This window comes from Streptococcus parasanguinis, assembly GCF_016648925.1.
GTDB lineage: Bacteria > Bacillota > Bacilli > Lactobacillales > Streptococcaceae > Streptococcus.
Genome location: NZ_JACLQX010000016.1, coordinates 1 through 23100, shown reverse-complemented (window position 1 = coordinate 23100; position 23100 = coordinate 1). Strand labels below are relative to the sequence as shown.

Genomic DNA, 23100 nt, shown 5'->3' with positions numbered 1-23100 from the left:
GAAAGTCTTCAATCTTTTTTTTGATTCATTTTATAAAATCCATGTCATCGAAACGACATTTTTCTGAATTGCGCATAATTGTAGAAAAAATAAATAATTTTCAGATAATTTGTTTGAAATTCCCACACTTATATGATATACTTGAGCTGACTATATGCGAGGTTTATTATGGCAAACTTATTAGAAAAGACACGTAAAATTACATCCATCTTGAAACGGACTGATGAACAGTTGCAGTTCGAGATGCCTTATAATGATATTGCCCAGCAATTAGCGGATATTATCCACTGTAATGCCTGTATCATTAATAGCAAGGGAACCCTTCTTGGTTATTTCATGCGTTACAAGACCAACAATGACCGGGTAGAAGCTTTCTTTCAAAATAAAAAATTACCAGAAGATTATGCCAAGGCAGCTAGTTTAGTCTACGATACAGAAGCTAATTTAGATGTGGACCATGATTTGAGTATCTTTCCGGTCGAAACCAAGTCTGAATTTCCTGATGGCTTGACCACCATTGCGCCTATTCATGTTTCTGGGATTCGGTTGGGTTCCTTGATCATTTGGCGCAATGATAAACAGTTTGCGGATGATGATTTGATCTTGGTTGAGATTGCGAGTACCGTGGTAGGAATTCAAATGTTGAACTACCAACGCGAGGAAGACGAGAAGAATATTCGTCGTCGGACAGCGGTGAATATGGCTGTCAATACCTTGTCTTACTCGGAGTTGCGGGCTGTTTCTGCCATCCTTAGTGAATTGAAAGGAAATGAGGGACAGTTGACTGCTTCTATCATCGCGGATCGGATTGGCATTACTCGCTCTGTGATTGTCAATGCACTCCGGAAATTGGAGTCAGCTGGTATTATTGAAAGCCGTTCTCTTGGAATGAAGGGAACCTATCTCAAGGTGTTGATTCCAGATATCTTTGAGGAAATTAAGAAAAGAGATTACTAATGACTAAAGCCTTGATTTCAATTGACTACACTGTCGATTTCGTAGCAGATGATGGTAAGCTTACGGCAGGTGCTCCTGCACAAGCCATTTCTGAGACCATTGCTCAGGTGACCCAATTGGCCTTTGACCAAGGAGCCTATGTCTTTTTTGCCATTGATGCGCATGACGTAGAGGATCCATTTCATCCTGAAAGCAAGCTCTTCCCACCTCATAATATCATTGGGACCAGTGGACGTGATTTGTACGGCCCTTTGGCAGATTTTTATCAGGAGCATAAAGCGGATCCACGCGTCTTTTGGATGGATAAACGTCATTATTCTGCTTTTTCAGGAACGGACCTAGATATCCGCCTGCGGGAACGCCATGTAGATACCGTTATTTTGACAGGTGTCTTGACTGATATCTGTGTCCTTCATACAGCGGTTGATGCCTACAATCTCGGCTACCAGATCGAAGTCGTAGAACCTGCAGTGGCGTCGCTCACTCCTGAAAATCACCAGTTTGCCTTGAATCATTTTAAGCATGTCTTAGGGGCAAGCTTGGTAGACGACGCACTAGCTGTATTAGAAACTAAATAAGAAAACATTGTAAAAGAGGTCATAGACATTTGTTTAGGCCTCTTTTTTGGGGCCTAGAAATTGTCTTCCTCTCTTGAAAATGGTATTCTAATGGAAGAAAATAAGGGGGAGTTATGAGTAAAAAAGCTGTCGTGTTTTCAGCCAATCTATCTTATATGGAAAAATTGGAAACCGCTATGAAGTCACTGTGTGCCCATCAAGACCAGTTGAAAATTTATGTCTTAAATGAAGATCTACCAACGGAGTGGTTTGCTATCATGAATCAGCGCTTGCGCCAGTTGGATTCAGAAGTGATTAATTGTCGGATGTCTCCCGAGCAATTCCAATCCTTCTCGCTTCCAAGTGACCATATTCACTATGCGACCTATTTCCGTTACGCTATTCCAGAGATGGTGGAGGAAGAGCGGATCCTCTATCTGGATTGTGACATGATCTTTACACAGGATTTATCGCCTTTGTTTGAGGTTGATCTAAAAGATTATGGACTGGGTGCAGTGGTCGATAAGCCAACGACGACAGATGGCTTTAATGCGGGACTTTTGGTGATTGATAAGACTTGGTGGCAAGAGCACCAAGTGACAGAGGCACTTTTTGATCTTACTCGTAAGTATCATCAACAGGTCTATGGAGATCAGGGAATTTTGAATCTGTATTTCAAAAATGCGTGGTTTCCATTACCTTGGACCTATAATTTACAAGTGGGGTCTGATAAGGATCAGTACCTCTATGGGGACTTGGATTGGTATGAGGCCTTCCAAGGGATTCCTGCGGTCATTCATTACACCTCTCATAATAAACCATGGACCTCCAAACGCTTCAATCGTTTTCGTGAATTATGGTGGTTTTATTATGCCCTATCTTGGGAGGAAATTTTGCTTCGAAAACCGATTTTGAAGCAAACTTATCAAGATCTAGTGGGAACTTTTCCTTATCATGCGGCTATTTATACTCATACAGCAGATATCCACGAGTTGGAGACGTTGTTAAAAGAGTTGCCAGATGTCGCGATTCATGTTCTTGCCCATAGTCATTTTGGTTTTAACTTGGTGCAATTGGAACGCTACCCCAACCTCTTTCTTTATCCCTCTTTTGATCCCTTGACCAGTCGAAAGGTCCTAGAAAAATTGGATTTCTATCTGGATATCAATCCCTATGATGAGGTCGATCAAATCACGCAAACACTCAGTCAACAAGGCCTTCCGATTTTCTCTTTTGAAGGAACCAATCATGTAGAGAATGGAGAGAATCAAGTGTTTGCGGATGATCAGGTGCAGGCGATGCTGGCAGCGATTCGCGATTATTTAAAGAGAAATGAGAAGAAGCATGGAAACAAATGAAGTAGTGAGTATCATCATTCCCATCTATAATGTAGAAGCTTATTTGAGACAATGTTTGGAAACGGTTGTCCATCAGACTTATCCTCATTTGGAAATTATCCTGGTCAATGATGGTTCGCCAGACCAATCAGAAGAGATCTGTAAAGAATTTTTTAGGAAGGATGCGCGCATCCGCTACGTTCGCCAAGAAAATGGGGGCTTATCTGCTGCTCGGAATACAGGGATTGAGCTAGCGACTGGTGATTACATTACCTTTATTGATCCAGATGACTGGGTGACGGAGGACTATGTAGAAGTGCTCTATCGCCAACTTCAAAAGTATGATGCGGATGTTTCCGTAGCCAACTATAACCTCTATGATGACAGTAGTAGCAAATACTTGATCAAGGTAACGGACGACGATTATTCAGAGACCCTTTATGAGGGGAGAGAGATCATGGACCACGATGCCATCCAGGAGACCAGAGATATGGCCTGGGCTTGTGCCATGATGAAGCTCTATAAGCGTAACTTATTTGAAGGGCTTCGTTTTCCAGTCGGAAAAAATGTCGAAGACAACTTCCTGATGTACAAGTTATTCTTAAAAGCCCATCGGGTAGTTCATACGGAGAAATGTATTTATTGGTATCGCGTGGGGCGTGCAGATACTCTGTCCCAGGTTTGGACAGAAAAGAGAGTCGTCGATGAGATGGAAGCTAAGCACGAGAAGTTGGCTCTACTGGGGATGTTGGGCTATGATTTGACCTGGCATCGCTATATCTACAAAACGCGCTTGAAACGAACCCTTGAAAAATTAGAGGAAGCAGGCCTGCAAGGGTCAGAAACCTATGAGCGCGTGGTGACCAACCTCCGTTTTATTGAAACGATGGACTAACCCCTTATTGATGAGAAAGGATCAGCATGTTCATTATTGCACCAGAGCAGACAAGAGAGCTGGATCGTTTGCAAAAATACTTGGACAAACTTGGCCAGCCCTACCGAGTATTTGTGACCAATTTGGAAACAGATTTGGACCAACAGACAGAGAGTCTTGCGACCTTTTTTACCCAAAAAGACCCAGTATCAAAAATTGGAAAACCTTTATTTTTCAATGATCTGGAAGTTCCAGAATTATGGGAATGTTGGACCTTGGGGATCACGACCTATCTTTTTGATGGGGAGGAACGTCGTGCAAATGTGGTTTTGCGAGGGGACATCTTGTCCCGAACGGTTGACAGAGTGGAGTGGTTTGGTCAGGGAGAAGAGATCGTATCCATTGATGTCTACAACCGCTATGGCTGGAGAAGCAAACAGAGTCTCCTGACGGAAACCGGTCAACCATATTTAGACATTTATTTGAACCCTCAGCAAGAAGAAGTCTTGCTTCACTTTGTCTCACAAGGAGTCTTTTTGCATCAAACTCCTAAGGGACGGGATCGCCTGTATGCCAATAAGAAAGAGCTGCAAAGAGCTGTCCTAGAACAAGTCTTGCCAGAAGATGAAGCCGTTCTTTTGATGGACAAGGCATTGCTAGATGTTGTGAAAGAGAAACCAAAGGAAAGACTCGCCTACTGTGCCAGTGACGCGCATGATCTAGACGAGATCAAAGAACAAGTCAGTCAGATTTTGTTGGTAGAAGATGGTCTGTTGAGTGAGAAAATAGACGGAATCACAGTCTTGTCAGGGCTGGTAGATGTGGAGCAGGAAAGTTTTCAACCAGAAGCCCTGGTCATGACGGCTTCTCAGGAAGTTGAAGGCTTATCTAGCCTGGTCCACCAATTCCCACAAGTGACCTTTCACATTGCTGCTTTGACAGCCATGGGTCCGAAATTAACAGACTTAGCGGCTCGACCAAATGTACGCCTCTATCCAGGTATTTCGCTGGGAAATTATGAGAGTTTATTAGCTAGATGCTCTATTTATCTAGATTGTAATCAAGGAGAAGAAGTGTGGAGTAGTAGTCTTCATGCTCTTGAAAATGGGCAAGTCTTATTTGGTTTGAAGAGCACGGTGCATCAGGAAGCCTATAAAGACTTGAGCACGATCACAGATACAGTCGAAGAAATGGAACAGCAACTAGATACCTTGCTCCAGCAGCCAGAAACCTATAAAGAATTGGTAAGAGAGCAAGCACGAATCTTGAAATTACCTGAAAAAGAAGCTTTGGAAGAGCTGTTTAAGCGATTAGAGGGAGGGACCGCATGACCATTTATACCTTTAATCTATTAGTGGGATTTGAACCCAATGGGGTCGATGTTGCACAGGCCTCTCGGGCAAAGATGCTCCGGGGTCTGGGAGTGGCAGCGAAGTTTGTCTTTACCACTTGGCCCACTCCAGAAAAATTGGCCTATTACCTCTCATTGGGGCACCGGGATGAGGAACTGCTTTTTGCCCATTTAGCTTTTACGGATCAACAGACTACGGTCCCTCAAAAGTCGGTAGGGGCCTTGCAAATGGAGTTTCAACTGACGCGTCTGGATGTTGTTGAAAAAACGGAAAGAGTCATTCGCTACCAATTTGCGGATGGAAACGCCCTGACCTTTCATCTGGATCCCTATCATCCAAACTGTGTCCGCTATGTAGACTATCTTTTGGCTGGAAATAGGATCAAGCGAGAGTATTATGGAGCTTGTAAACTTGTCACAGAGTATTTTCAGTATGGTAGTGTTGTCAGACGGACCTATCACCATCAAGATGGGACTATCGCTTTTGAAGAATCGAGGTTCGGTGGAAGCTGGCTCTATAAACTGGGGCCTGAGATTTTAACCAACCATACAGAAGTGATGAGACGTTTTTTGTCGCAGCTGTCGTTAAAAGAAGAAGATCTGATTTTGCTTGATCGGGCTTCGCGCATGGATTTTGCCCGTCCTTTGTTGGAGAAAGCTGCTCCTTCAAAGCTCGCTATGGTGTTTCATTCGGAGCATGAATTTGAAAATGGCCATCTCAATTATGAATATTATTATGTGTTCAAGTATGCCAAACGCTTCGATTATTTTATCACGGCAACGGATCTTCAAAAAGAAGTCTTGGAGCAGACACTTGCTAAACAAGGATGCCAAGGAATTCCAATCTATAGCATTCCAGTAGGGCATTTGGAAACATTGACGGAACCACAAGGAGATCGGCCTCACTTTAGTGTGCTCACAGCTTCCCGTTTGGATCCAAGAAAACGCATCGATTTGGCCATTCGAGTAGTGGCCAAAGCTCATGAACAACTCCCAGCCCTTCAGTTTGATATTTATGGGAAGGGTGGAGAAGCGGACAACTTGCGCCACCTGATTCAGGAGCTTGCAGCACAAGATTATATTCACCTACGCGGTCATGCGGATCTTCAGCAGATCTATCCTTGCTACCAAGCCTACCTCACCACTTCTCAGTGGGAGACCTTTGGTTTGACTTTGATGGAGGCGGCTGGAGCAGGTTTGGCCTTGCTGGGCTTTGATGCCCGTTATGGCAATCCGACTTTTATAAAAGAGGGTGAAAATGGCTTTTTGGTACCTTATAGCGAGACAGTGCCAGAAGAAGAGCTGGTGAAAGAGTTGGCGGACAAGCTGGTCCAGCTCTTTGAAAGCGACCTCGCCCCATTTCATCAGGCTTCTTATGAGTTGGCCTCTTCTTACCTCGCTTCTAAGGTCCAGGAAGTCTGGAAAGAGACTCTAATGGAGATGGGGCAATTAGGCGGAAAAGAAATATAAAATGAAGAATCTGTAGCGACAAAAAAGTCCTACAGATTTTTTCTAAGGCAAGCAAATTGGGCTAAATTATGGTAAAATAGAGGGTATTGAAAAATCATCATTTCACGAAAGGAAGCAAGATGAAAATAACGCAAGAAGAGGTAACCCACGTTGCCAATCTTTCAAAATTGAAATTCTCTCCAGAAGAGACAGCTGAGTTTGCGACAACCTTGTCTAAAATTGTCGACATGGTGGAATTGTTGGAAGAAGTGGACACAACAGGCGTTGCTCCAACAACGACCATGGCGGATCGTAAGACTGTATTGCGTCCGGATGTTGCTGAAAAAGGGACTGACCGAGACCGCTTGTTTAAAAATGTACCTGAAAAAGATAACTACTACATCAAGGTACCAGCTATCCTAGAAGATGGAGGAGATGCCTAATGTCATTCAACCATAAAACCATTGAAGAGTTGCACGACCTCCTTGTCTCTAAGGAAATTTCGGCAACCGAATTGACACAAGCTACGCTTGAAGATATCAAGGCGCGTGAAGAAGCGGTTAATGCCTTTGTAACGGTGGCCGAAGAAGCAGCTCTTGCACAAGCCAAGGCCATTGATGAAAAAGGAATCGATGCAGACAACCTCCTGTCAGGGATTCCACTCGCTGTCAAAGACAATATCTCAACAGATGGTATCTTGACAACTGCGGCTTCAAAAATGCTCTATAACTACGAGCCAATCTTTGATGCGACAGCGGTTGCCAATGCCAAAGCCAAAGATATGATTGTCATCGGAAAGACCAACATGGATGAATTTGCCATGGGTGGATCTGGTGAAACTTCTTACTATGGACCAACCAAGAATGCATGGGACCACAGCAAGGTGCCTGGTGGATCTTCTAGTGGTTCAGCAGCTTCTGTCGCTTCAGGTCAAGTCCGTTTGTCCCTTGGTTCAGATACAGGTGGTTCTATCCGTCAACCGGCTGCTTTTAATGGGATTGTTGGTCTCAAACCAACTTATGGAACAGTTTCCCGTTTTGGTCTCATTGCTTTTGGTAGCTCACTCGACCAAATTGGGCCGTTTGCACCAACGGTTAAGGAAAATGCGCTCTTGCTTAATGTTATTGCCAGTGAAGATGATAAAGATTCAACTTCAGCGCCAGTGCGCGTAGCAGACTATACTTCTAAGATTGGTCAAGACATTAAAGGCATGAAGATTGCCCTTCCGAAGGAATACCTTGGGGAAGGGATTGACCCAGAAGTCAAAGAAACTATCCTTAAAGCGGCCAAACACTTTGAAAAATTGGGAGCAACTGTCGAAGAAGTCAGCTTGCCTCATTCTAAATACGGAGTTGCCGTATACTACATCATCGCTTCATCTGAAGCTTCTTCAAACTTGCAACGTTTCGATGGGATTCGCTATGGTTTCCGTGCAGAAGATGCTAAAAACTTGGATGATATCTACGTGAACACTCGTAGCCAAGGCTTTGGTGATGAGGTCAAACGCCGTATCATGCTTGGTACCTTTAGTTTGTCATCTGGTTACTACGATGCTTACTACAAGAAAGCTGGTCAAGTCCGTACCCTTATTATCCAAGACTTCGAAAAAGTCTTTGCGGATTACGACCTTATCCTTGGTCCAACAGCTCCTAGCGTAGCCTTTGATTTGGATTCGCTCAACCATGATCCGGTAGCCATGTACTTGGCTGACCTCTTGACCATTCCAGTCAACTTGGCAGGCCTTCCAGGGATTTCGATTCCTGCAGGTTTTGCGCAAGGTCTTCCAGTTGGTTTGCAGTTGATTGGTCCTAAGTATTCTGAAGAAACCATCTACCAAGCTGCAGCTGCCTTTGAAGCTACGACGGATTACCACAAGCAACAACCCCTTATTTTCGGAGGTGACAATTAATGAACTTTGAAACAGTCATCGGACTTGAAGTCCACGTTGAATTGAATACAAACTCAAAAATTTTCTCACCAACCTCTGCTCACTTTGGGAACGAGCAAAATGCCAATACCAATGTGATTGACTGGTCTTTCCCAGGGGTGCTTCCTGTCTTGAACAAGGGTGTTGTGGATGCTGGTATCAAGGCTGCTTTGGCGCTGAATATGGATATCCATCAGCACATGCACTTTGACCGGAAGAACTATTTCTACCCTGATAATCCAAAGGCCTACCAAATTTCGCAATTTGACGAGCCAATCGGTTACAACGGTTGGATTGAAGTGCAATTGGAAGACGGCTCAACTAAGAAAATTGGGATTGAACGGGCCCACTTGGAAGAAGATGCTGGTAAGAACACCCACGGAACAGACGGTTTCTCTTATGTAGACCTCAACCGTCAGGGAGTGCCGTTGATCGAAATCGTTTCTGAAGCAGATATGCGTTCTCCTGAAGAAGCCTACGCCTATTTGACAGCCCTCAAAGAAGTTATCCAATACACTGGTATTTCAGACGTCAAGATGGAAGAAGGATCGATGCGGGTGGATGCCAACATTTCCCTTCGCCCATACGGCCAAGAGGAATTTGGTACCAAGACGGAGTTGAAAAACTTGAACTCCTTCTCAAACGTCCGTAAAGGTCTTGAATACGAAGTGGAGCGCCAAGCGAAAATCTTGCGTTCAGGTGGGGTCATTCGTCAAGAAACACGCCGTTATGATGAAGCTAATAAGAGTACCATTCTTATGCGTGTTAAAGAAGGGGCAGCGGACTATCGTTACTTCCCAGAACCAGACCTACCACTCTTTGAAATCTCAGATGAGTGGATTGAGGAAATGCGTACGGAGTTGCCAGAGTTTCCAAAAGACCGTCGTGCTCGCTACGTGGCAGAGCTTGGCTTGTCTGACTATGATGCCAACCAATTGACAGCGACGAAAGTTACTTCTGACTTCTTTGAAGCAGCTGTAGCCCTTGGTGGCGATGCCAAACAAGTGTCTAACTGGCTCCAAGGGGAAGTCGCACAATTCTTGAACGCAGAAGGCAAAACGCTGGAAGAAATCCAATTGACACCAGAAAACTTGGTTGAAATGATTGCCATTATCGAAGATGGAACCATTTCATCTAAGATTGCCAAGAAAGTCTTCGTTCACTTGGCGAAAAACGGTGGCGGCGCGCGTGAATACGTCGAAAAAGCTGGTCTGGTACAGATTTCAGATCCTGAAGTCTTGATACCAATCATCCACCAAGTCTTTGCAGACAATGAAGCAGCCGTAGCTGACTTCAAGTCAGGGAAACGGAATGCGGACAAGGCCTTTACAGGCTTCCTCATGAAAGCAACCAAAGGTCAAGCCAACCCACAAGTAGCCCTCAAGTTACTTGCCCAAGAATTGGCGAAGTTGAAAGAAGATAAATAAAAGGAACAGGTACCGAATGGTGTCTGTCAGATTAAGGGCAAAGACATCTTGGAAACTTTCCTTAAGTGAGTGCGGACGTCAGCGAACTTCGAAGAAGTTCCATGACTAATTATTGAGCCTAGGGTCTCAATAATTCCGAGTACCTGAAACAATTACGTTTCAGGTACTTTTCTCACAGCGGAAAGTTTCAGTATATATTTACATTCTAACAGGCACCTTTTAGTGTCTGTTTTTACTTTTTGAGAGGGAATGAAAAATGGAATTTAATTGACAAAGTCTTCTTAATTTAATAAAATTAAAAACAGACCGACGGTCTGTTTTTAAAGAAGGGGGAGTTACTTGAAACAAGAAATAAAATCAAAAAGAAGTAAAGATCAAATTATTCAAGCAGCCTTGTCCTTGTTTTCAAATAAAGGCTATAAAGAAACAACGATGGCTGATTTAGTAACAGTGACAGGATTGTCAAAAGGGGCTGTTTACCATCACTTCAAAAGTAAAGAAGAGATTCTACAACTCTTAATGGAAAAAGAAACGATTTCCCTCTCAACTTTTCTAGAAGAATTGTCAAAGAACGAAGGAGTTTCATCAACAGACCGCCTATTACAATTAGTTGATTATTTAATAGGCAATGAGAATATGAAACAACTTACGGGCATTGACTGGGCACAAAAGATACCGTTCGGCTTGTTGTTTTCTTTAAAAAATACGGTAAATGTTCTTTCCAAATATGTAGGAATAATCATTCATCAAGGAAATGAGAAGGGCGAGTTTTCTTGTAAATATCCTTTAGAGACAGCTACAACACTATCTCTATTAATTGATGTGTGGCTTGATCCAACTATATCAGGTGAAGAAATGATCTCATTCTCACAAAAATTAGACTATATTGCATTTTATTTAAATAGTAGCGGTGTTCCTGTTTTAACAGAAAACAAGTATCAAGAGATTAATCAGTTTTTTCTTAAAGGAGGAAGATGATGAATCGGCTATTGAGATTCTTATTTATTTTACTTATCATCGCCATGACTGGAGCGATTATCTTCCAGCTATTCTTTCCATCCTATATGGGAAGTCATTCGGGATATGGTGTTTCTGTCGGTTGGCAACGGGAGATTGGGATTTGGAATGTGGCGGTCCTTGTGATCCTGATTGCTGTCAATCTCAAATACGATTGGTTTTATCTTCGAACGGTTCTATTGGCTTTGATCCTAGGTGGGCTTGGGATCGGTACTAATCATCTCTTCAGTTATTTTCACTATCATCTGCCGGTCAATGGGATCGGTGCGCTTGAAAATTATCTCCTAGTCCTTGGTTGGATTGTTGGGTGGAGATTGGAATCTTCTCGGATCAAGAAGAAATAAGAAGGAGCAGTCAAAGGGCTGCTCTTTTTCATCTTCAGTTTTTCCTTGACAAACAAAAGGAAAACGTTTACAATTTTAAATATAAAGTTTCCTGAAAAGAAAACAAAAAAGGTGAAAACAAGGAGATCATCATATGGCTACTATGAAAGCAGCTCGCTGGCATGCAGCAAAAGACGTTCGTATCGAAGAAGTGGAAGTACCTGAAGTACAACCACATCAAGTAAAAGTGGCAGTTAAGTTCACAGGGATCTGTGGGACGGACTTGCATGAATATTTGGATGGACCGATCTTCATCCCAACTGAAGAACATGTGTATTCTGGTCAAAAAGCACCGGTTACTTTGGGACATGAATTCTCTGGTGAAATTGTAGAAGTCGGAAGTGATGTGACTCGTGTCAAAGTTGGGGATCGTGTGACGATTGAACCAATTTTGGCAAAACATAACTTAATCGGTGACTACAACCTCGATCCAAACTTGAACTTTGTTGGTTTAGCAGCAGATGGTGGATTTGCTAAATACTGTGTACTGGATGGGGATTTGGTTCACGTGATTCCAGATAGCTTGAGCTATGAACAAGCTGCGCTTACAGAACCTGCAGCTGTGGCTGTTTATGCCGTTCGTCAATCTGCATTGAAAACTGGGGATACAGCCGTTATCTTTGGCTTGGGTCCAATCGGTCTTTTGATTGTTGAAGCCCTTCGTGCAGCAGGAGCATCAAAAATCTATGCGGTTGAATTATCTCCTGAACGCCAAGCGAAAGCGGAAGAATTGGGAGCAATCGTTGTTCGCCCAGAAGAAGGAGAAACAATCGTCGAAGCCATCCATCGTTTAACAGGTGGTGGAGCAGATGTTTCTTATGAAGTGACTGGGGTTCCAGTTGTTTTAGGTCAAGCCTTGGCAGCTGTTCATAAAGCTGGGGAATGTATGGTCGTATCTATCTGGGAACGTGAAGCTAGCATCAATCCAAATGAATTCGCTATCCAAGAAAAATCTCTCAAAGGAATTATTGCCTACCGTCATATCTTCCCTAAAGTGTTGGAATTGATGGAACAAGGCTACTTCTCTGCTGAAAAATTGGTTACCAAGAAAATTAAATTGGAAAATATCGTTGAAGAAGGATTTATTGAATTAACACAAGATAAATCTCAAATCAAGATTTTGGTTCAACCTGAATAAGCGAATAAATTTATATGAAATATGAGGCTGAAACGTTTCGTTTCGGCCTTTTATGATACAATAAAAGTAAGGAACAGATTTAGGAGGGGACTATGTCAAAGACGATGAAAGGAACACTCATGACCTTGATCGCTGGGATCGCTTGGGGCTTGTCAGGAGCCTGTGGCCAGTACCTACTGGCTCATGGATTTACAGCAATTGGTTTGACAACGATTCGTTTAGTGTTTTCAGGGGCTGTGCTGCTGCTTCTTGCTTATCTAGCAGACCAGGAAAAAGTAAAGGCCTTTCTAAGAGACCGCTCGTCCTACCTTCCCTTGCTCTTATTTGCTTTTTTAGGGTTGTTAATGACCCAATTGACTTATCTAGAAGCGATTGATGCGACTAATGCAGGTACGGCAACTGTTTTTCAATATCTCTGTCCCATTGTAGTTTTGGCCTATTCTTGTGTTAAGGACCGAGTAGCTCCGACAGTATCTGAGGTCATTTCCATGGTCTTAGCGATCGCAGGGACCTTTCTCATTGCAACCCATGGTCAACTAAATCAATTAGCCATCACTCCTAAAGGACTAGTTTGGGGACTGGTTTCTGCCTTTGCCTATGCCCTCTACATTATTCTGCCGATTCAATTAATTCAAAAATGGGGAAGTATGTTGGTGATTGGTATCGGTATGCTCATTCCAGGACTTGTGATGATTCCCTTCACAGGAAGAAGACTCTTTCATGGCCAATATAGCATGGACAATCTGATGGGCTTAGTTGGCTTGGTGGTGATTGGGACCATATTTGCCTATACTGTCTTTTTGAAAGGAACGAGTCTGATCGGTGCAGTTAAAGGAAGTCTTCTTGCAGCTATGGAACCTATTTCAGCAGTTTTCTTTTCTTTTATCATTATGAATGAACATTTCTTTGCCATTGATTTTATCGGAATGGCTATGATCCTCCTTGCGGTCCTCTTGATTTCCCTCAAGGATCTCATGATTCAAAAAGAAAAAGGAATCTTGTAAAACCAAAACCAATCATATTTTAGTTAAAAGGTTGAGACGAAGGTCTTGGCCTTTTTGTAATCCTCGCCCTCTGAGGGAGAGTTATCACTATATAGCGTATACATCGCTAGAAAAAGATGTTAAAATAGAACAAAACTTTTTTAAGGAGATGAGGATGAAAAAGATTTTTAAATGGACCCTATTTGCTGTAGCGACCTTGAGTTTAGCGGCTTGTGGAATCAGTGCTCAAAAGACAAATTCGCAGCAAGCAAAGACAGAAAAAGCAGCGAAAAGCTCTGCATCTGACGGTCAAGTAGAGCTGAGCCTAAAAGGAGGGCAATACATCAAACCGCCTGTCCTCAATGACTCAGAAAACGGCACTTATTTGGCCCTTCAATTAGAATTTAAGAATGTTGCTAAAGAATCTATTAACGTGTCAGATTCAGATATCACCATTTACGATGCGGAGAATAACAAGGTCAAATTGCAGTCAGGAATTTATGACCAAACGGAAGCCTTCCAATTGCTCAAGAGTGATCAGTTGGCCCAGGATAAAAAATTAACCGGCTATATTGTCTTCCCAGTCGAAAAAGGCAAGAAGTACGAAGTGCAGTATGAACGAAAAACCTATAGCTCTGATAAAAAATCCAAGCCTTTAAAATTTGCGGTGGATTCTTCTCAGTATGAGGACAAGGTGGAAGCTTCCACTATTCTAGCAGATGAATACATCAATCAAGTTTACTTCAGTGGCCAACGAAAGGTCAAAAAGGATGACGCTTTTGTTTTGGGAACTGATTTGAAAAAGGAAGCCAGTGATTTTCGTGCGAAATTTGCGGCTGACTTTACTCGTAAACTACATGATTACCAATTCTCTGAAGAAGAAGTGAACCAGTTTATCGATGCTTATGAAAAGGAAAATGCTAAGCGCGCGAAATTAACCTATAAGGTCAAACAATACTTCCCAGACAAGGTAGTTATTAGCTTGAATCCTGAGACAGTCAGCATGGAAAAGACGATTTTAAACCACATGCAGACCTTCTATCAAGAACATCGAAAAGACTATCCAGGTATCATCGAGGCGAATCAGGCTCAAAATAAAGCCTATAGAGAGGAAATGATGGCTTCTCTTGCAGATCGTCCCTTGACGACGCCGGATCGGTACGACTACCAGTTGACCTTTGTTAAGAAAGATGGCAAATGGGAAGTAGAAAAAGCCTACAATAGTGATAGCTTTATGGAAAAATTCGAGGGAAATCTTTCTTAATGCTGAAGTTGGCACTCCTAGGATAGGAATCTAGGAGTGTTTTTGTCTATAGTTTGAAACTATATCAAAACCCAAGAAACAAGAATTAGACGGAAACACCTATTAGTGATAAAATAATTTTAAGTTTGAAAGGAGATGAAGGCTTGTGTCTTTTTCTTATGAAGAGTTAGCAGAGATTCGCCACTATATCCACCAACACCCAGAATTGTCTGGTCAAGAATACCAGACAACCGCCTTTCTAAAAGAGCGTTTAGAAGAGTTGGGGATTCGTATTTTAGAGAGTGGATTAAAAACTGGTCTGATTGCAGAAATTGGCTCCGGCCAACCGGTAGTGGCACTTCGAGCAGATATCGATGCCCTTCCAATTTTGGAACAAACGAATCTGCCCTACCAAAGTCAGAATCCAGGCGTCATGCATGCCTGTGGTCATGATTTTCATCAAACCAGTCTTCTAGGAGCAGCAGCTCTTCTCAAGGAAAAAGAAGATCAGCTTGAAGGAACCATACGCTTGATCTTTCAACCAGCAGAAGAAATCTCAGAAGGTGCTTCTGATGTTTTGGCAACAGGACTGTTGGAGGATGTTCAAGGAATTATTGGTTTTCACAACATTCCCCAGCTAAAAGCAGGGCAACTTGCCTTGAATGCTGGAGCTATGATGGCAGGGGTTGAGAAATTCAAGGTTACCGTGACAGGGGTTAGTAGCCATGCTGCGAGACCGGATTTGGGAGTTGACACTGTAACGGCTGTCACAACCATGGTTCAGAACTTACAATTATTAATTTCACGGACCGTTTCTCCTTTTGAAACAGCTGTTTTGTCCATTACGCACCTGGATGTGGGCTCAACCTGGAATGTGCTCCCAAAATCAGGCTATTTTGAAGGAACCATTCGTTCCTTTAATCCGAGTGTGCAAAGAGACTTGAAGGCACATTTTATTTCTATCATTCGACACATTGCAGAAAGTCTGGAAGTAGATGTGGCTTTTGAGTGGGGTGTGACCCCGCCCGTTACCTTTAATGATGAGGAATTGACGCAGGTGGTTTGGGAAGCTTCACAAGGTTTGGCTGAAGTGATTCCAGCAAATCCTTCTACTGCTGGAGAAGACTTCGCCTTTTACCAAGAGCGAATTCCTGGAGTCTTTGCCTTTATCGGTTCGAATGGAGAGCCGGATGCGCCAGACCTCCATCATGATCACATGACCATCGATGATGCAGCCTTTGAGGTATCGGTTCCCTATTATGTTGAAAATGCGCAAGCTTTATTGCGATATTTTAAGGCCAAAGAAGTGTGATAAAGAAAAACTATCACCTCCATAAAAAATATATATTAGGCAAGTAAATGCTTTTTTGATAAAATTAAAAAATACTTTTAAAATGGCGTTTTATGTGCCTGAAACGAATAAGGAGATCCTATGAATCTAAAAAAAGTGATTAAGTATTCTGCTTTAGGATTAGTTGCAGTCCTTGCAACCAGTGCTTTAGTAGCATGTTCATCTGGTAAATCAGCCAGTGGTAAGAAAACCATTGAAGTTGGGACTGTTGGAACAACCAAACCATTCTCTTACGAAGAAAAAGACGGCAAGCTAACCGGTTATGAAATCGAAGTTTTGCGTGAAATCTTCAAAGGTTCAGACAAATATGAAGTAAACTTTAACAAAACAGAGTGGTCTTCAGTCTTTGCTGGCTTAGATAGTGACCGTTTCCAAATCGGTGCCAACAACATTAGTTACTCAAAAGAGCGGGAAGAAAAATACCTCTATCCAAATCCATATGCTCGTAATCCATTAGTGTTGGTCGTACCAAAAGATTCTTCTATTAAATCGTTGGATGACATTGGTGGCAAGAAAACAGAAGTTGTTCAAGGAACATCTACTGCTAAACAATTAGAAGATTACAATAAAAAACATTCAGATAATCCAACTAACTTGCAATACACAGATGGAACCATTCAAACCATCATGGCTAATTTAGCGGATGGTCGTACAGATTACAAGATCTTCGAACGGATCTCAGTAGATACTATCATTCGTGATCAAGGCTATGACAACTTGAAGGTTATCGAGCTTCCAAGCGACCAACAACCTTATGTGTATCCAATTATTGCAAAAGAAGATAAAGACCTTCAAAAATTTGTCAACAAACGTATCAAGGAACTCTATGACAATGGAACCCTTGAAAAACTGTCTAAAAAATACTTTGGTGGAGTTTATCTACCAGAAGCAAAAGATATTAAAGAATAATATATAATTAAAGGAGACTTCAAAATGAAATTGAAAAAAATTCTTGGTTTAACAGCTCTTGCAGCTATTGCAACATTTGCTCTTGCAGCATGTGGTTCTTCAAAATCATCTAGCAAAGATGGTGAAACAACTGTAAAAGTGGGTGTTATGACTTTGAGCGACACTGAAAAAGCTCGTTGGGATCAAGTTCAAAAGAACTTGGATGACGCTAAAACAGGGATCAAATTGGAATTCACTCAATTTACAGACTACTCACAACCAAACGTGGCTGTAAAAGATGGTAGCGTGGATATCAATGCTTTCCAACACTACAACTTCCTTGATAACTGGAACTCTAAAAACGACAAGGCCCTTGTTGCAGTAGCAGATACGTACATCGCTCCAATCCGTCTTTACTCTGGTACAGAAAACGGTAAAAACAAATACACTTCAATTAAAGAAATTCCTAAAGGTGGAACAATCGCTGTACCAAATGACCCAACAAATGAAAGCCGTGCCTTGTATGTCTTGCAATCAGCAGGTTTGATTAAATTGGATACTAAGGATGGACAATTGGCAAACGTGTCAAACATCAAAGAAAATTCAAAAGATTTGAAGATTTCTGAATTGGATGCTTCACAAACACCATCTGCTCTTCCATCAGTAGATGCTGCAGTCATCAACAATACCTTCGTTCGTGAAGCAGGCGTTGATTTCAAAAAAGCTATCTATGTTGAAAAGAAAGACAACAACTCAAAACAATGGTACAACGTGATCGCTGCTAAGAAAGATTGGGAAAAATCTGATAAAGCAAAAGCAATCAAAGAAATCATCAAAGCCTATCACAAAGACAATGTGAAGAAAGTGATCGAAGAATCTTCAGAAGGAATGGACCAACCAGTCTTCTAAGATTTGATCTCAAGTGTATGAAGGAGGTGGAGAAGCAATTCTCTACCTCTTATCGTGTATTAGGAGGAATGCATGCCTTTTGCAACAGAAGCGGAACAAATCCGTAAATTTGAAAATGATGAGGTCGCACAACATTATTTTGAAGTGTTGCGAACCTTGATTTCAAAAAAATCTATCTTTGCCCAACAAGTTGGTCTCAAGGAAGTAGCCAACTATTTGGGGGAAATTTTTACAGCTGCAGGAGCCAAAGTCGAAGTGGATGATAGCTATACAGCCCCTTTTGTGATTGCCAAATTTTTCTCGCCAAATCCTGAAGCCAAAACCATCATTTTTTATAACCACTATGATACGGTACCAGCTGATGGAGACCAACCTTGGACGGGAGACCCTTTTACCTTATCAGTTCATTATGGGACCATGTATGGTCGAGGGGTTGATGATGACAAGGGGCATATCACAGCTCGTCTTACAGCTCTTCGAAAATACATTCGTGAAAGTGGTGATTTGCCAGTCAATATCACCTTTATCATCGAAGGGGCAGAGGAGTCTGCATCGACGGACTTGGATAAATACTTGGCCAAACACAAGAAACACTTGCGTGGGGCAGACCTCTTAGTTTGGGAACAAGGTACCCGAAATAATCAGGGTCAGTTGGAAATTTCCGGTGGTAGCAAAGGGATCGTCACCTTTGATATGGTGGTGGAGAGTGCAGAAGTGGATATCCATTCCAGCTATGGTGGCGTGGTGGACTCTGCTTCTTGGTATTTGTTAAATGCCATCGCCAGTCTTCGTGACAAAGAAGGCCGAATCTTGGTGGATGGGATTTACGATCAGATCCAAGAACCCAATGAACGCGAGCTAGCTTTGATCGACCAATATGCCAACAAAGGACCAGAAGATGTAGCAGAAACCTATGGTCTAACCCTTCCAATCTTGAAGGAAGACCGAAAAGAATTCCTGCGCCGTTTCTATTTTGAACCAGCCCTGAATATTGAAGGTTTTGGCTCTGGTTACCAAGGCCAAGGTGTTAAAACGATTCTTCCGGCAGAGGCACGTGCCAAGATGGAAGTGCGCTTGGTTCCTGGACTGGATCCCAAGGATTTCTTAGAAAAGATCAAGCAGCAATTGAAGAAAAATGGCTATGATCAGGTCGAATTGGTCTATACTCTCGGTGAAATGAGTTACCGAAGTGATATGAGTGCCCCATCGATTTTAAATGTCATTCGGCTGGCCAAAGACTTCTATAGAGAAGGAGTTTCTGTTCTTCCAACAACAGCGGGGACAGGGCCAATGCATACGGTATTTGAGGCTTTGCAGGTGCCGATGGCAGCCTTTGGAATTGGCAATGCCAATAGCCGTGATCATGGGGGCGACGAAAATGTGAAAATCGCCGATTATTACACCCATATTGAATTGATAAAGGAGTTAATAGCAAGTTATGAGTAAAGCAATGATTCAGCTGGACCACATTGATGTGACCTTCCAGCAAAAGAAACGTCAGATACAAGCCGTCAAAGATGTGACCATTCATATTAATGAAGGCGATATCTATGGGATTGTAGGGTATTCTGGAGCCGGGAAATCGACCTTGGTTCGGGTGATCAATCTCTTGCAAGTGCCTAGCGCCGGAACCATCACTGTGGATGGAGATGTGATTTATCAAGATCAGGTGACCCTAAAACCGGCTGCCCTTCGGGAGAAACGTCGGGATATCGGAATGATTTTCCAACACTTCAACTTGATGGCTCAAATGACTGTCGCAGAAAATGTAGCCTTTGCTCTTAAACATTCTAAATTAAACAAAGAACAAAAGAATGAGAAAGTGGCGAAATTGTTGGAACTAGTCGGTCTAGCTGACCGTGCAGAGAATTACCCAGCACAATTGTCTGGTGGTCAAAAGCAGCGGGTAGCGATTGCGCGTGCCCTTGCCAACGATCCAAAAATTTTGATCTCAGATGAGTCAACTTCAGCCTTGGATCCAAAGACGACCAAACAAATTCTAGCTTTGTTGCAAGAGTTAAACAAAAAACTTGGCTTAACCATTGTCTTGATCACCCATGAGATGCAAATTGTCAAAGATATTGCCAACCGGGTAGCTGTCATGCAAAATGGCGAACTGATTGAAGAAGGGTCTGTGTTAGATATCTTCTCGAATCCGAAAAATGCTTTGACGCAAGACTTCATTACCGTTGCAACAGGAATTGATGAAGCCATGGTGAAAATCAATCAACAAGCGATTGTGAAGAACTTGCCTGATGATTCGATTTTGGCGCATCTCAAGTATGCAGGTTCTGTGACAGATACAGCCATCATCAATGATATTTACAAGCAGTACCAAGTATCTGCCAACATTTTATTTGGGAACATCGAGATCCTTGATAACACGCCTGTTGGAGAATTGGTGGTCATCTTATCAGGTGAAAATCAAAATCTGGAAACGGCCAAAGCTGAGTTAGAAAATGCAGGAGTTTCCGTGACTATTGTGAAAGATGAGAGAAAAGCATGATCCAGTTAATTCAAACATATTTACCAAATGTCTATAAATTAGGGTGGTCTGGCCAGTATGGATGGGGCACCGCTATTTACTTGACTCTTTACATGACCGTTATTTCCTTCATTATTGGTGGATTTCTAGGTTTGGTGACAGGGCTTTTGTTAGTCTTGACCCGTCCAGGTGGTGTCATCGAAAATAGAATCGTTTTCCAAATTTTGGATAAGATTACTTCCTTGTTCCGCGCTATTCCTTTTATTATCTTGTTGGCCTTTATTAATCCCTTGACCTACTTGCTCTTGAAAAATACCATCGGTCCTACAGCGGCCCTTGTTCCGCTATCTTTGGCTGTCTTTCCATTCTTTGCCCGCCAAGTCCAAGTGGTCTTGTCCGAGTTGGATGGAGGGGTGATTGAAGCAGCACAAGCCAGTGGGGCAACCTTCTGGGATATTGTCGGAGTCTACCTGCGTGAAGGGCTTCCTGATTTGATCCGTGTAACAACAGTGACCATCATTTCCTTGATTGGAGAAACCGCCATGGCGGGTGCCGTTGGTGCTGGAGGATTAGGAACCTTGGCCATCAACTACGGGAAAAACATGTTTAACAATGATGTCATCTTTGTGGCGACCTTATTGATCCTGATTCTGATCGTTCTGGTCCAATTTATCGGGGACTTCCTTTCGAAGAAAATTAGCCACCGTTAGGATCAGTATCCAATGAATAGAATAAATGTGAATCAAATAAAACAAGTTGGAGCCTTCACTTTCCTCTATTTTCTTGCGATTGGACTGGGGGTCTTAGTTGGAAATCTGGTCGATCATCAAGGAAATATGTTTTATGCTCCTGCCTTTTCAGCCTTGTTTGGCGGGACGATCTACCGCTATTATCTAGAAAAAATAAAAGGAGTTGGATCTATCTTTATAGTTGGCTGCGTGATCGGATCCTTCTTTCTCTTTTCACGTCACAGCGCAGGTGCCTTTATTCCAGCCTTGATCGCCGGAAGTTTTGCGGAGATGGTCGCCTCAAGTGGTCGTTTTCGCTCGAATTTACGAAATGCCTTGTCTTTTGTCATTTTTGCCTTTGCGACAACAGGGCCCATTCTTATGATGTGGTTCTATCCAGCCAGTTACCGCATGTCGTTACTGGATCGTGGTAAATCGATAGACTATGTCAATCGGGTGATGGTATCACCAGATCTAGCGACCATCACTTGGTTTGTCCTCACGGTCATACTGGGTGCTGGATTAGGATGGGGACTATCGAACTTCCTTCTTCCATTATTGGTCAAAAAAGGAGATAAAGATGCACAATAATTTACTAGTTCTTCAGTCAGACTTTGGTTTGGTGGATGGAGCAGTATCCGCTATGATTGGGGTTGCTTTAGAAGAATCACCAACCCTTAAAATTCACCACTTAACTCATGATATTACCCCCTACAATATCTTTGAAGGGAGTTACCGTCTCTTTCAGACAGTAGATTACTGGCCAGAAGGGACGACCTTTGTTTCGGTGGTCGATCCGGGGGTCGGTTCCAAACGAAAGAGTGTGGTAGCTAAAACGGTGAAAAATCAATACATTGTCACTCCGGATAATGGCACTCTCTCTTTTATCAAGAAACATGTAGGGATTGTTGCTATCCGTGAGATTTCAGAGGTGAAGAACCGCAGGGCCAATACAGAGTTTTCTTATACCTTCCATGGGCGTGATGTATACGCCTATACTGGGGCTAAGTTGGCCAGTGGCCATATTAGTTTTGAAGACGTCGGACCAGAACTCAGTGTCGAACATATTGTGGAAATCCCAGTGGTTGAGACAGTTCTTGAGGACAATCTTGTTAAAGGTGCGGTTGACATTTTAGATGTGCGCTTTGGTTCTCTTTGGACTTCCATTACTCGGGAAGAGTTCAATCATTTGTCACCTGAATTTGGGGAACGTTTTGAAGTAACCATCTATAACAATGACATGCTGGTTTATCAAAACCAAGTAACCTACGGCAAGTCTTTCGCCGACGTGCGGATTGGACAGCCAATCCTTTATATCAATTCCCTTTACCGTGTTGGTCTTGCCATCAACCAGGGATCCTTTGCCAAGGCCTATAATGTAGGAGTTGGGGCTTCTTGGCATATCGAGATTAGAAAAATGGAAAATTAATAGGAGATATCATAATGAAACAGAAATCATTATTTTCAATTAAAGATGTTGTAGCTATTGGGGTTGGAGCAGCCCTCTTTGTCGTGATTGCTATGTTGCAAATCCCTGCACCTGCACCGAATACGAGCATTCAGTTGCAATATGCCCTTCAAGCTCTCTTTAGTGTAGTCTTTGGCCCAATTGTCGGCTTCTTAATCGGCTTGATTGGTCATGCCATTAAGGACGCTATGTCAGGTGGTCTTTGGTGGACTTGGATCATTTCAAGTGGTTTGTTTGGACTCTTTGTTGGTTTCTTCCGCAAACAAATCGGTGAATTCAAAGGGGAAGTGACAAAGAAAGAATTAATTGTCTTTAACGTTGTTCAAATCGTATCCAACCTTGTGATCTGGGGCTTGATTGCTCCGGTTGGAGATGTCTTGATCTACAAGGAAAGTGCCAATAAAGTCTTCCTACAAGGTGTTGTTGCGGGTTCATTTAATGCATTAACAGTAGCTGTTGCAGGTTCTCTTCTCTTGATTGCTTATGCACGGACTCAAACAAAAGATGGAAGTTTGACCAAAGATTAAATGTACAGAAGATAAGAGAGTGAAACAGAAATCGGTAATTCGTTAGAATTCGATTTCGTCGTCCCACCTCCGCACAGTTGAGTAGGGCTGTAAAAGCTGAT

23 protein-coding genes are annotated in these 23100 nt (G+C 42.5%); all 23 read left to right on the top strand.

Features of this window, described 5'->3' with window-relative positions; all coding sequences use genetic code 11:
• Positions 1-168 precede the first annotated feature (168 nt).
• The 23 genes from codY to H7T97_RS06715 all read left to right on the top strand — a co-directional run bounded on the left by codY (position 169) and on the right by H7T97_RS06715 (position 22999).
• A complete protein-coding gene (gene codY / locus H7T97_RS06825; RefSeq protein ID WP_024054997.1) occupies positions 169-957 on the top strand; it encodes a GTP-sensing pleiotropic transcriptional regulator CodY in 789 nt (262 codons plus the stop codon).
• Complete coding sequence (locus tag H7T97_RS06820; RefSeq protein ID WP_049484006.1) at positions 957-1535, top strand: cysteine hydrolase family protein; 579 nt, start codon at positions 957-959, stop codon at positions 1533-1535. The genes codY and H7T97_RS06820 overlap by 1 nt, the downstream gene beginning before the upstream one ends.
• A gap of 113 nt (positions 1536-1648) precedes the next feature.
• The gene (locus tag H7T97_RS06815; RefSeq protein WP_201089866.1) at positions 1649-2872 is read left to right on the top strand and encodes a glycosyltransferase; all 1224 of its coding nucleotides are present in this window, start codon (positions 1649-1651) and stop codon (positions 2870-2872) included.
• Entirely contained in the window at positions 2859-3746 is an 888-nt protein-coding gene (locus tag H7T97_RS06810; RefSeq protein ID WP_201089863.1) for a glycosyltransferase family 2 protein, read from the top strand. Before H7T97_RS06815 ends, H7T97_RS06810 begins: the two co-directional genes overlap by 14 nt.
• Before the next feature lie 26 nt (positions 3747-3772).
• Positions 3773-5056: a glycosyltransferase family protein gene (locus H7T97_RS06805; RefSeq protein WP_049473133.1), complete on the top strand. Its 1284-nt coding sequence runs from the start codon at positions 3773-3775 to the stop codon at positions 5054-5056.
• Complete coding sequence (locus tag H7T97_RS06800) at positions 5053-6546, top strand: glycosyltransferase (RefSeq protein WP_201089861.1); 1494 nt, start codon at positions 5053-5055, stop codon at positions 6544-6546. Before H7T97_RS06805 ends, H7T97_RS06800 begins: the two co-directional genes overlap by 4 nt.
• 119 nt (positions 6547-6665) lie before the next feature.
• A complete protein-coding gene (gene gatC / locus H7T97_RS06795; RefSeq protein ID WP_002884769.1) occupies positions 6666-6968 on the top strand; it encodes an Asp-tRNA(Asn)/Glu-tRNA(Gln) amidotransferase subunit GatC in 303 nt (100 codons plus the stop codon).
• Positions 6968-8434 carry an Asp-tRNA(Asn)/Glu-tRNA(Gln) amidotransferase subunit GatA gene (gatA, locus tag H7T97_RS06790; protein ID WP_021153759.1) on the top strand — a complete coding sequence of 489 codons (1467 nt, stop codon included), beginning with the start codon at positions 6968-6970 and terminating at the stop codon, positions 8432-8434. The genes gatC and gatA overlap by 1 nt, the downstream gene beginning before the upstream one ends.
• On the top strand, positions 8434-9879 hold the full coding sequence (gene gatB, locus H7T97_RS06785) for an Asp-tRNA(Asn)/Glu-tRNA(Gln) amidotransferase subunit GatB (RefSeq protein WP_070466465.1): 1446 nt from the start codon (positions 8434-8436) through the stop codon (positions 9877-9879). The genes gatA and gatB overlap by 1 nt, the downstream gene beginning before the upstream one ends.
• A 339-nt stretch (positions 9880-10218) precedes the next feature.
• The gene (locus H7T97_RS06780; protein WP_070466463.1) at positions 10219-10857 is read left to right on the top strand and encodes a TetR/AcrR family transcriptional regulator; all 639 of its coding nucleotides are present in this window, start codon (positions 10219-10221) and stop codon (positions 10855-10857) included.
• The gene (locus H7T97_RS06775) at positions 10857-11240 is read left to right on the top strand and encodes a hypothetical protein (protein WP_195529435.1); all 384 of its coding nucleotides are present in this window, start codon (positions 10857-10859) and stop codon (positions 11238-11240) included. The genes H7T97_RS06780 and H7T97_RS06775 overlap by 1 nt, the downstream gene beginning before the upstream one ends.
• Before the next feature lie 133 nt (positions 11241-11373).
• Positions 11374-12417 carry a 2,3-butanediol dehydrogenase gene (locus tag H7T97_RS06770; protein WP_049515879.1) on the top strand — a complete coding sequence of 348 codons (1044 nt, stop codon included), beginning with the start codon at positions 11374-11376 and terminating at the stop codon, positions 12415-12417.
• 92 nt (positions 12418-12509) lie between these two features.
• Positions 12510-13421: a DMT family transporter gene (locus H7T97_RS06765; RefSeq protein ID WP_201089859.1), complete on the top strand. Its 912-nt coding sequence runs from the start codon at positions 12510-12512 to the stop codon at positions 13419-13421.
• Positions 13422-13575: 154 nt separating this feature from the next.
• Positions 13576-14664 carry a DUF4352 domain-containing protein gene (locus H7T97_RS06760; protein WP_223325533.1) on the top strand — a complete coding sequence of 363 codons (1089 nt, stop codon included), beginning with the start codon at positions 13576-13578 and terminating at the stop codon, positions 14662-14664.
• A gap of 145 nt (positions 14665-14809) precedes the next feature.
• Complete coding sequence (locus tag H7T97_RS06755) at positions 14810-15955, top strand: amidohydrolase (RefSeq protein ID WP_201089856.1); 1146 nt, start codon at positions 14810-14812, stop codon at positions 15953-15955.
• 120 nt (positions 15956-16075) lie between these two features.
• A complete protein-coding gene (locus tag H7T97_RS06750; protein WP_021153751.1) occupies positions 16076-16903 on the top strand; it encodes an amino acid ABC transporter substrate-binding protein in 828 nt (275 codons plus the stop codon).
• A gap of 24 nt (positions 16904-16927) precedes the next feature.
• Entirely contained in the window at positions 16928-17791 is an 864-nt protein-coding gene (locus H7T97_RS06745; RefSeq protein WP_024056431.1) for a MetQ/NlpA family ABC transporter substrate-binding protein, read from the top strand.
• Positions 17792-17863: 72 nt separating this feature from the next.
• The gene (locus H7T97_RS06740; protein WP_201089854.1) at positions 17864-19237 is read left to right on the top strand and encodes a M20/M25/M40 family metallo-hydrolase; all 1374 of its coding nucleotides are present in this window, start codon (positions 17864-17866) and stop codon (positions 19235-19237) included.
• The gene (locus H7T97_RS06735; protein ID WP_201089852.1) at positions 19230-20297 is read left to right on the top strand and encodes a methionine ABC transporter ATP-binding protein; all 1068 of its coding nucleotides are present in this window, start codon (positions 19230-19232) and stop codon (positions 20295-20297) included. The genes H7T97_RS06740 and H7T97_RS06735 overlap by 8 nt, the downstream gene beginning before the upstream one ends.
• The gene (locus H7T97_RS06730) at positions 20294-20986 is read left to right on the top strand and encodes a methionine ABC transporter permease (protein ID WP_003008487.1); all 693 of its coding nucleotides are present in this window, start codon (positions 20294-20296) and stop codon (positions 20984-20986) included. Before H7T97_RS06735 ends, H7T97_RS06730 begins: the two co-directional genes overlap by 4 nt.
• Positions 20987-20998: 12 nt before the next feature.
• Complete coding sequence (locus H7T97_RS06725; RefSeq protein WP_201089850.1) at positions 20999-21595, top strand: MptD family putative ECF transporter S component; 597 nt, start codon at positions 20999-21001, stop codon at positions 21593-21595.
• Positions 21585-22433, top strand: coding sequence for an SAM hydrolase/SAM-dependent halogenase family protein (locus tag H7T97_RS06720; protein ID WP_201089848.1), 849 nt, complete (start codon positions 21585-21587; stop codon positions 22431-22433). The genes H7T97_RS06725 and H7T97_RS06720 overlap by 11 nt, the downstream gene beginning before the upstream one ends.
• A 14-nt stretch (positions 22434-22447) precedes the next feature.
• Positions 22448-22999, top strand: a complete 552-nt coding sequence (locus tag H7T97_RS06715; RefSeq protein WP_003008479.1) for an ECF-type riboflavin transporter substrate-binding protein — start codon at positions 22448-22450, stop codon at positions 22997-22999.
• The last annotated feature ends 101 nt before the right edge of the window (positions 23000-23100 follow it).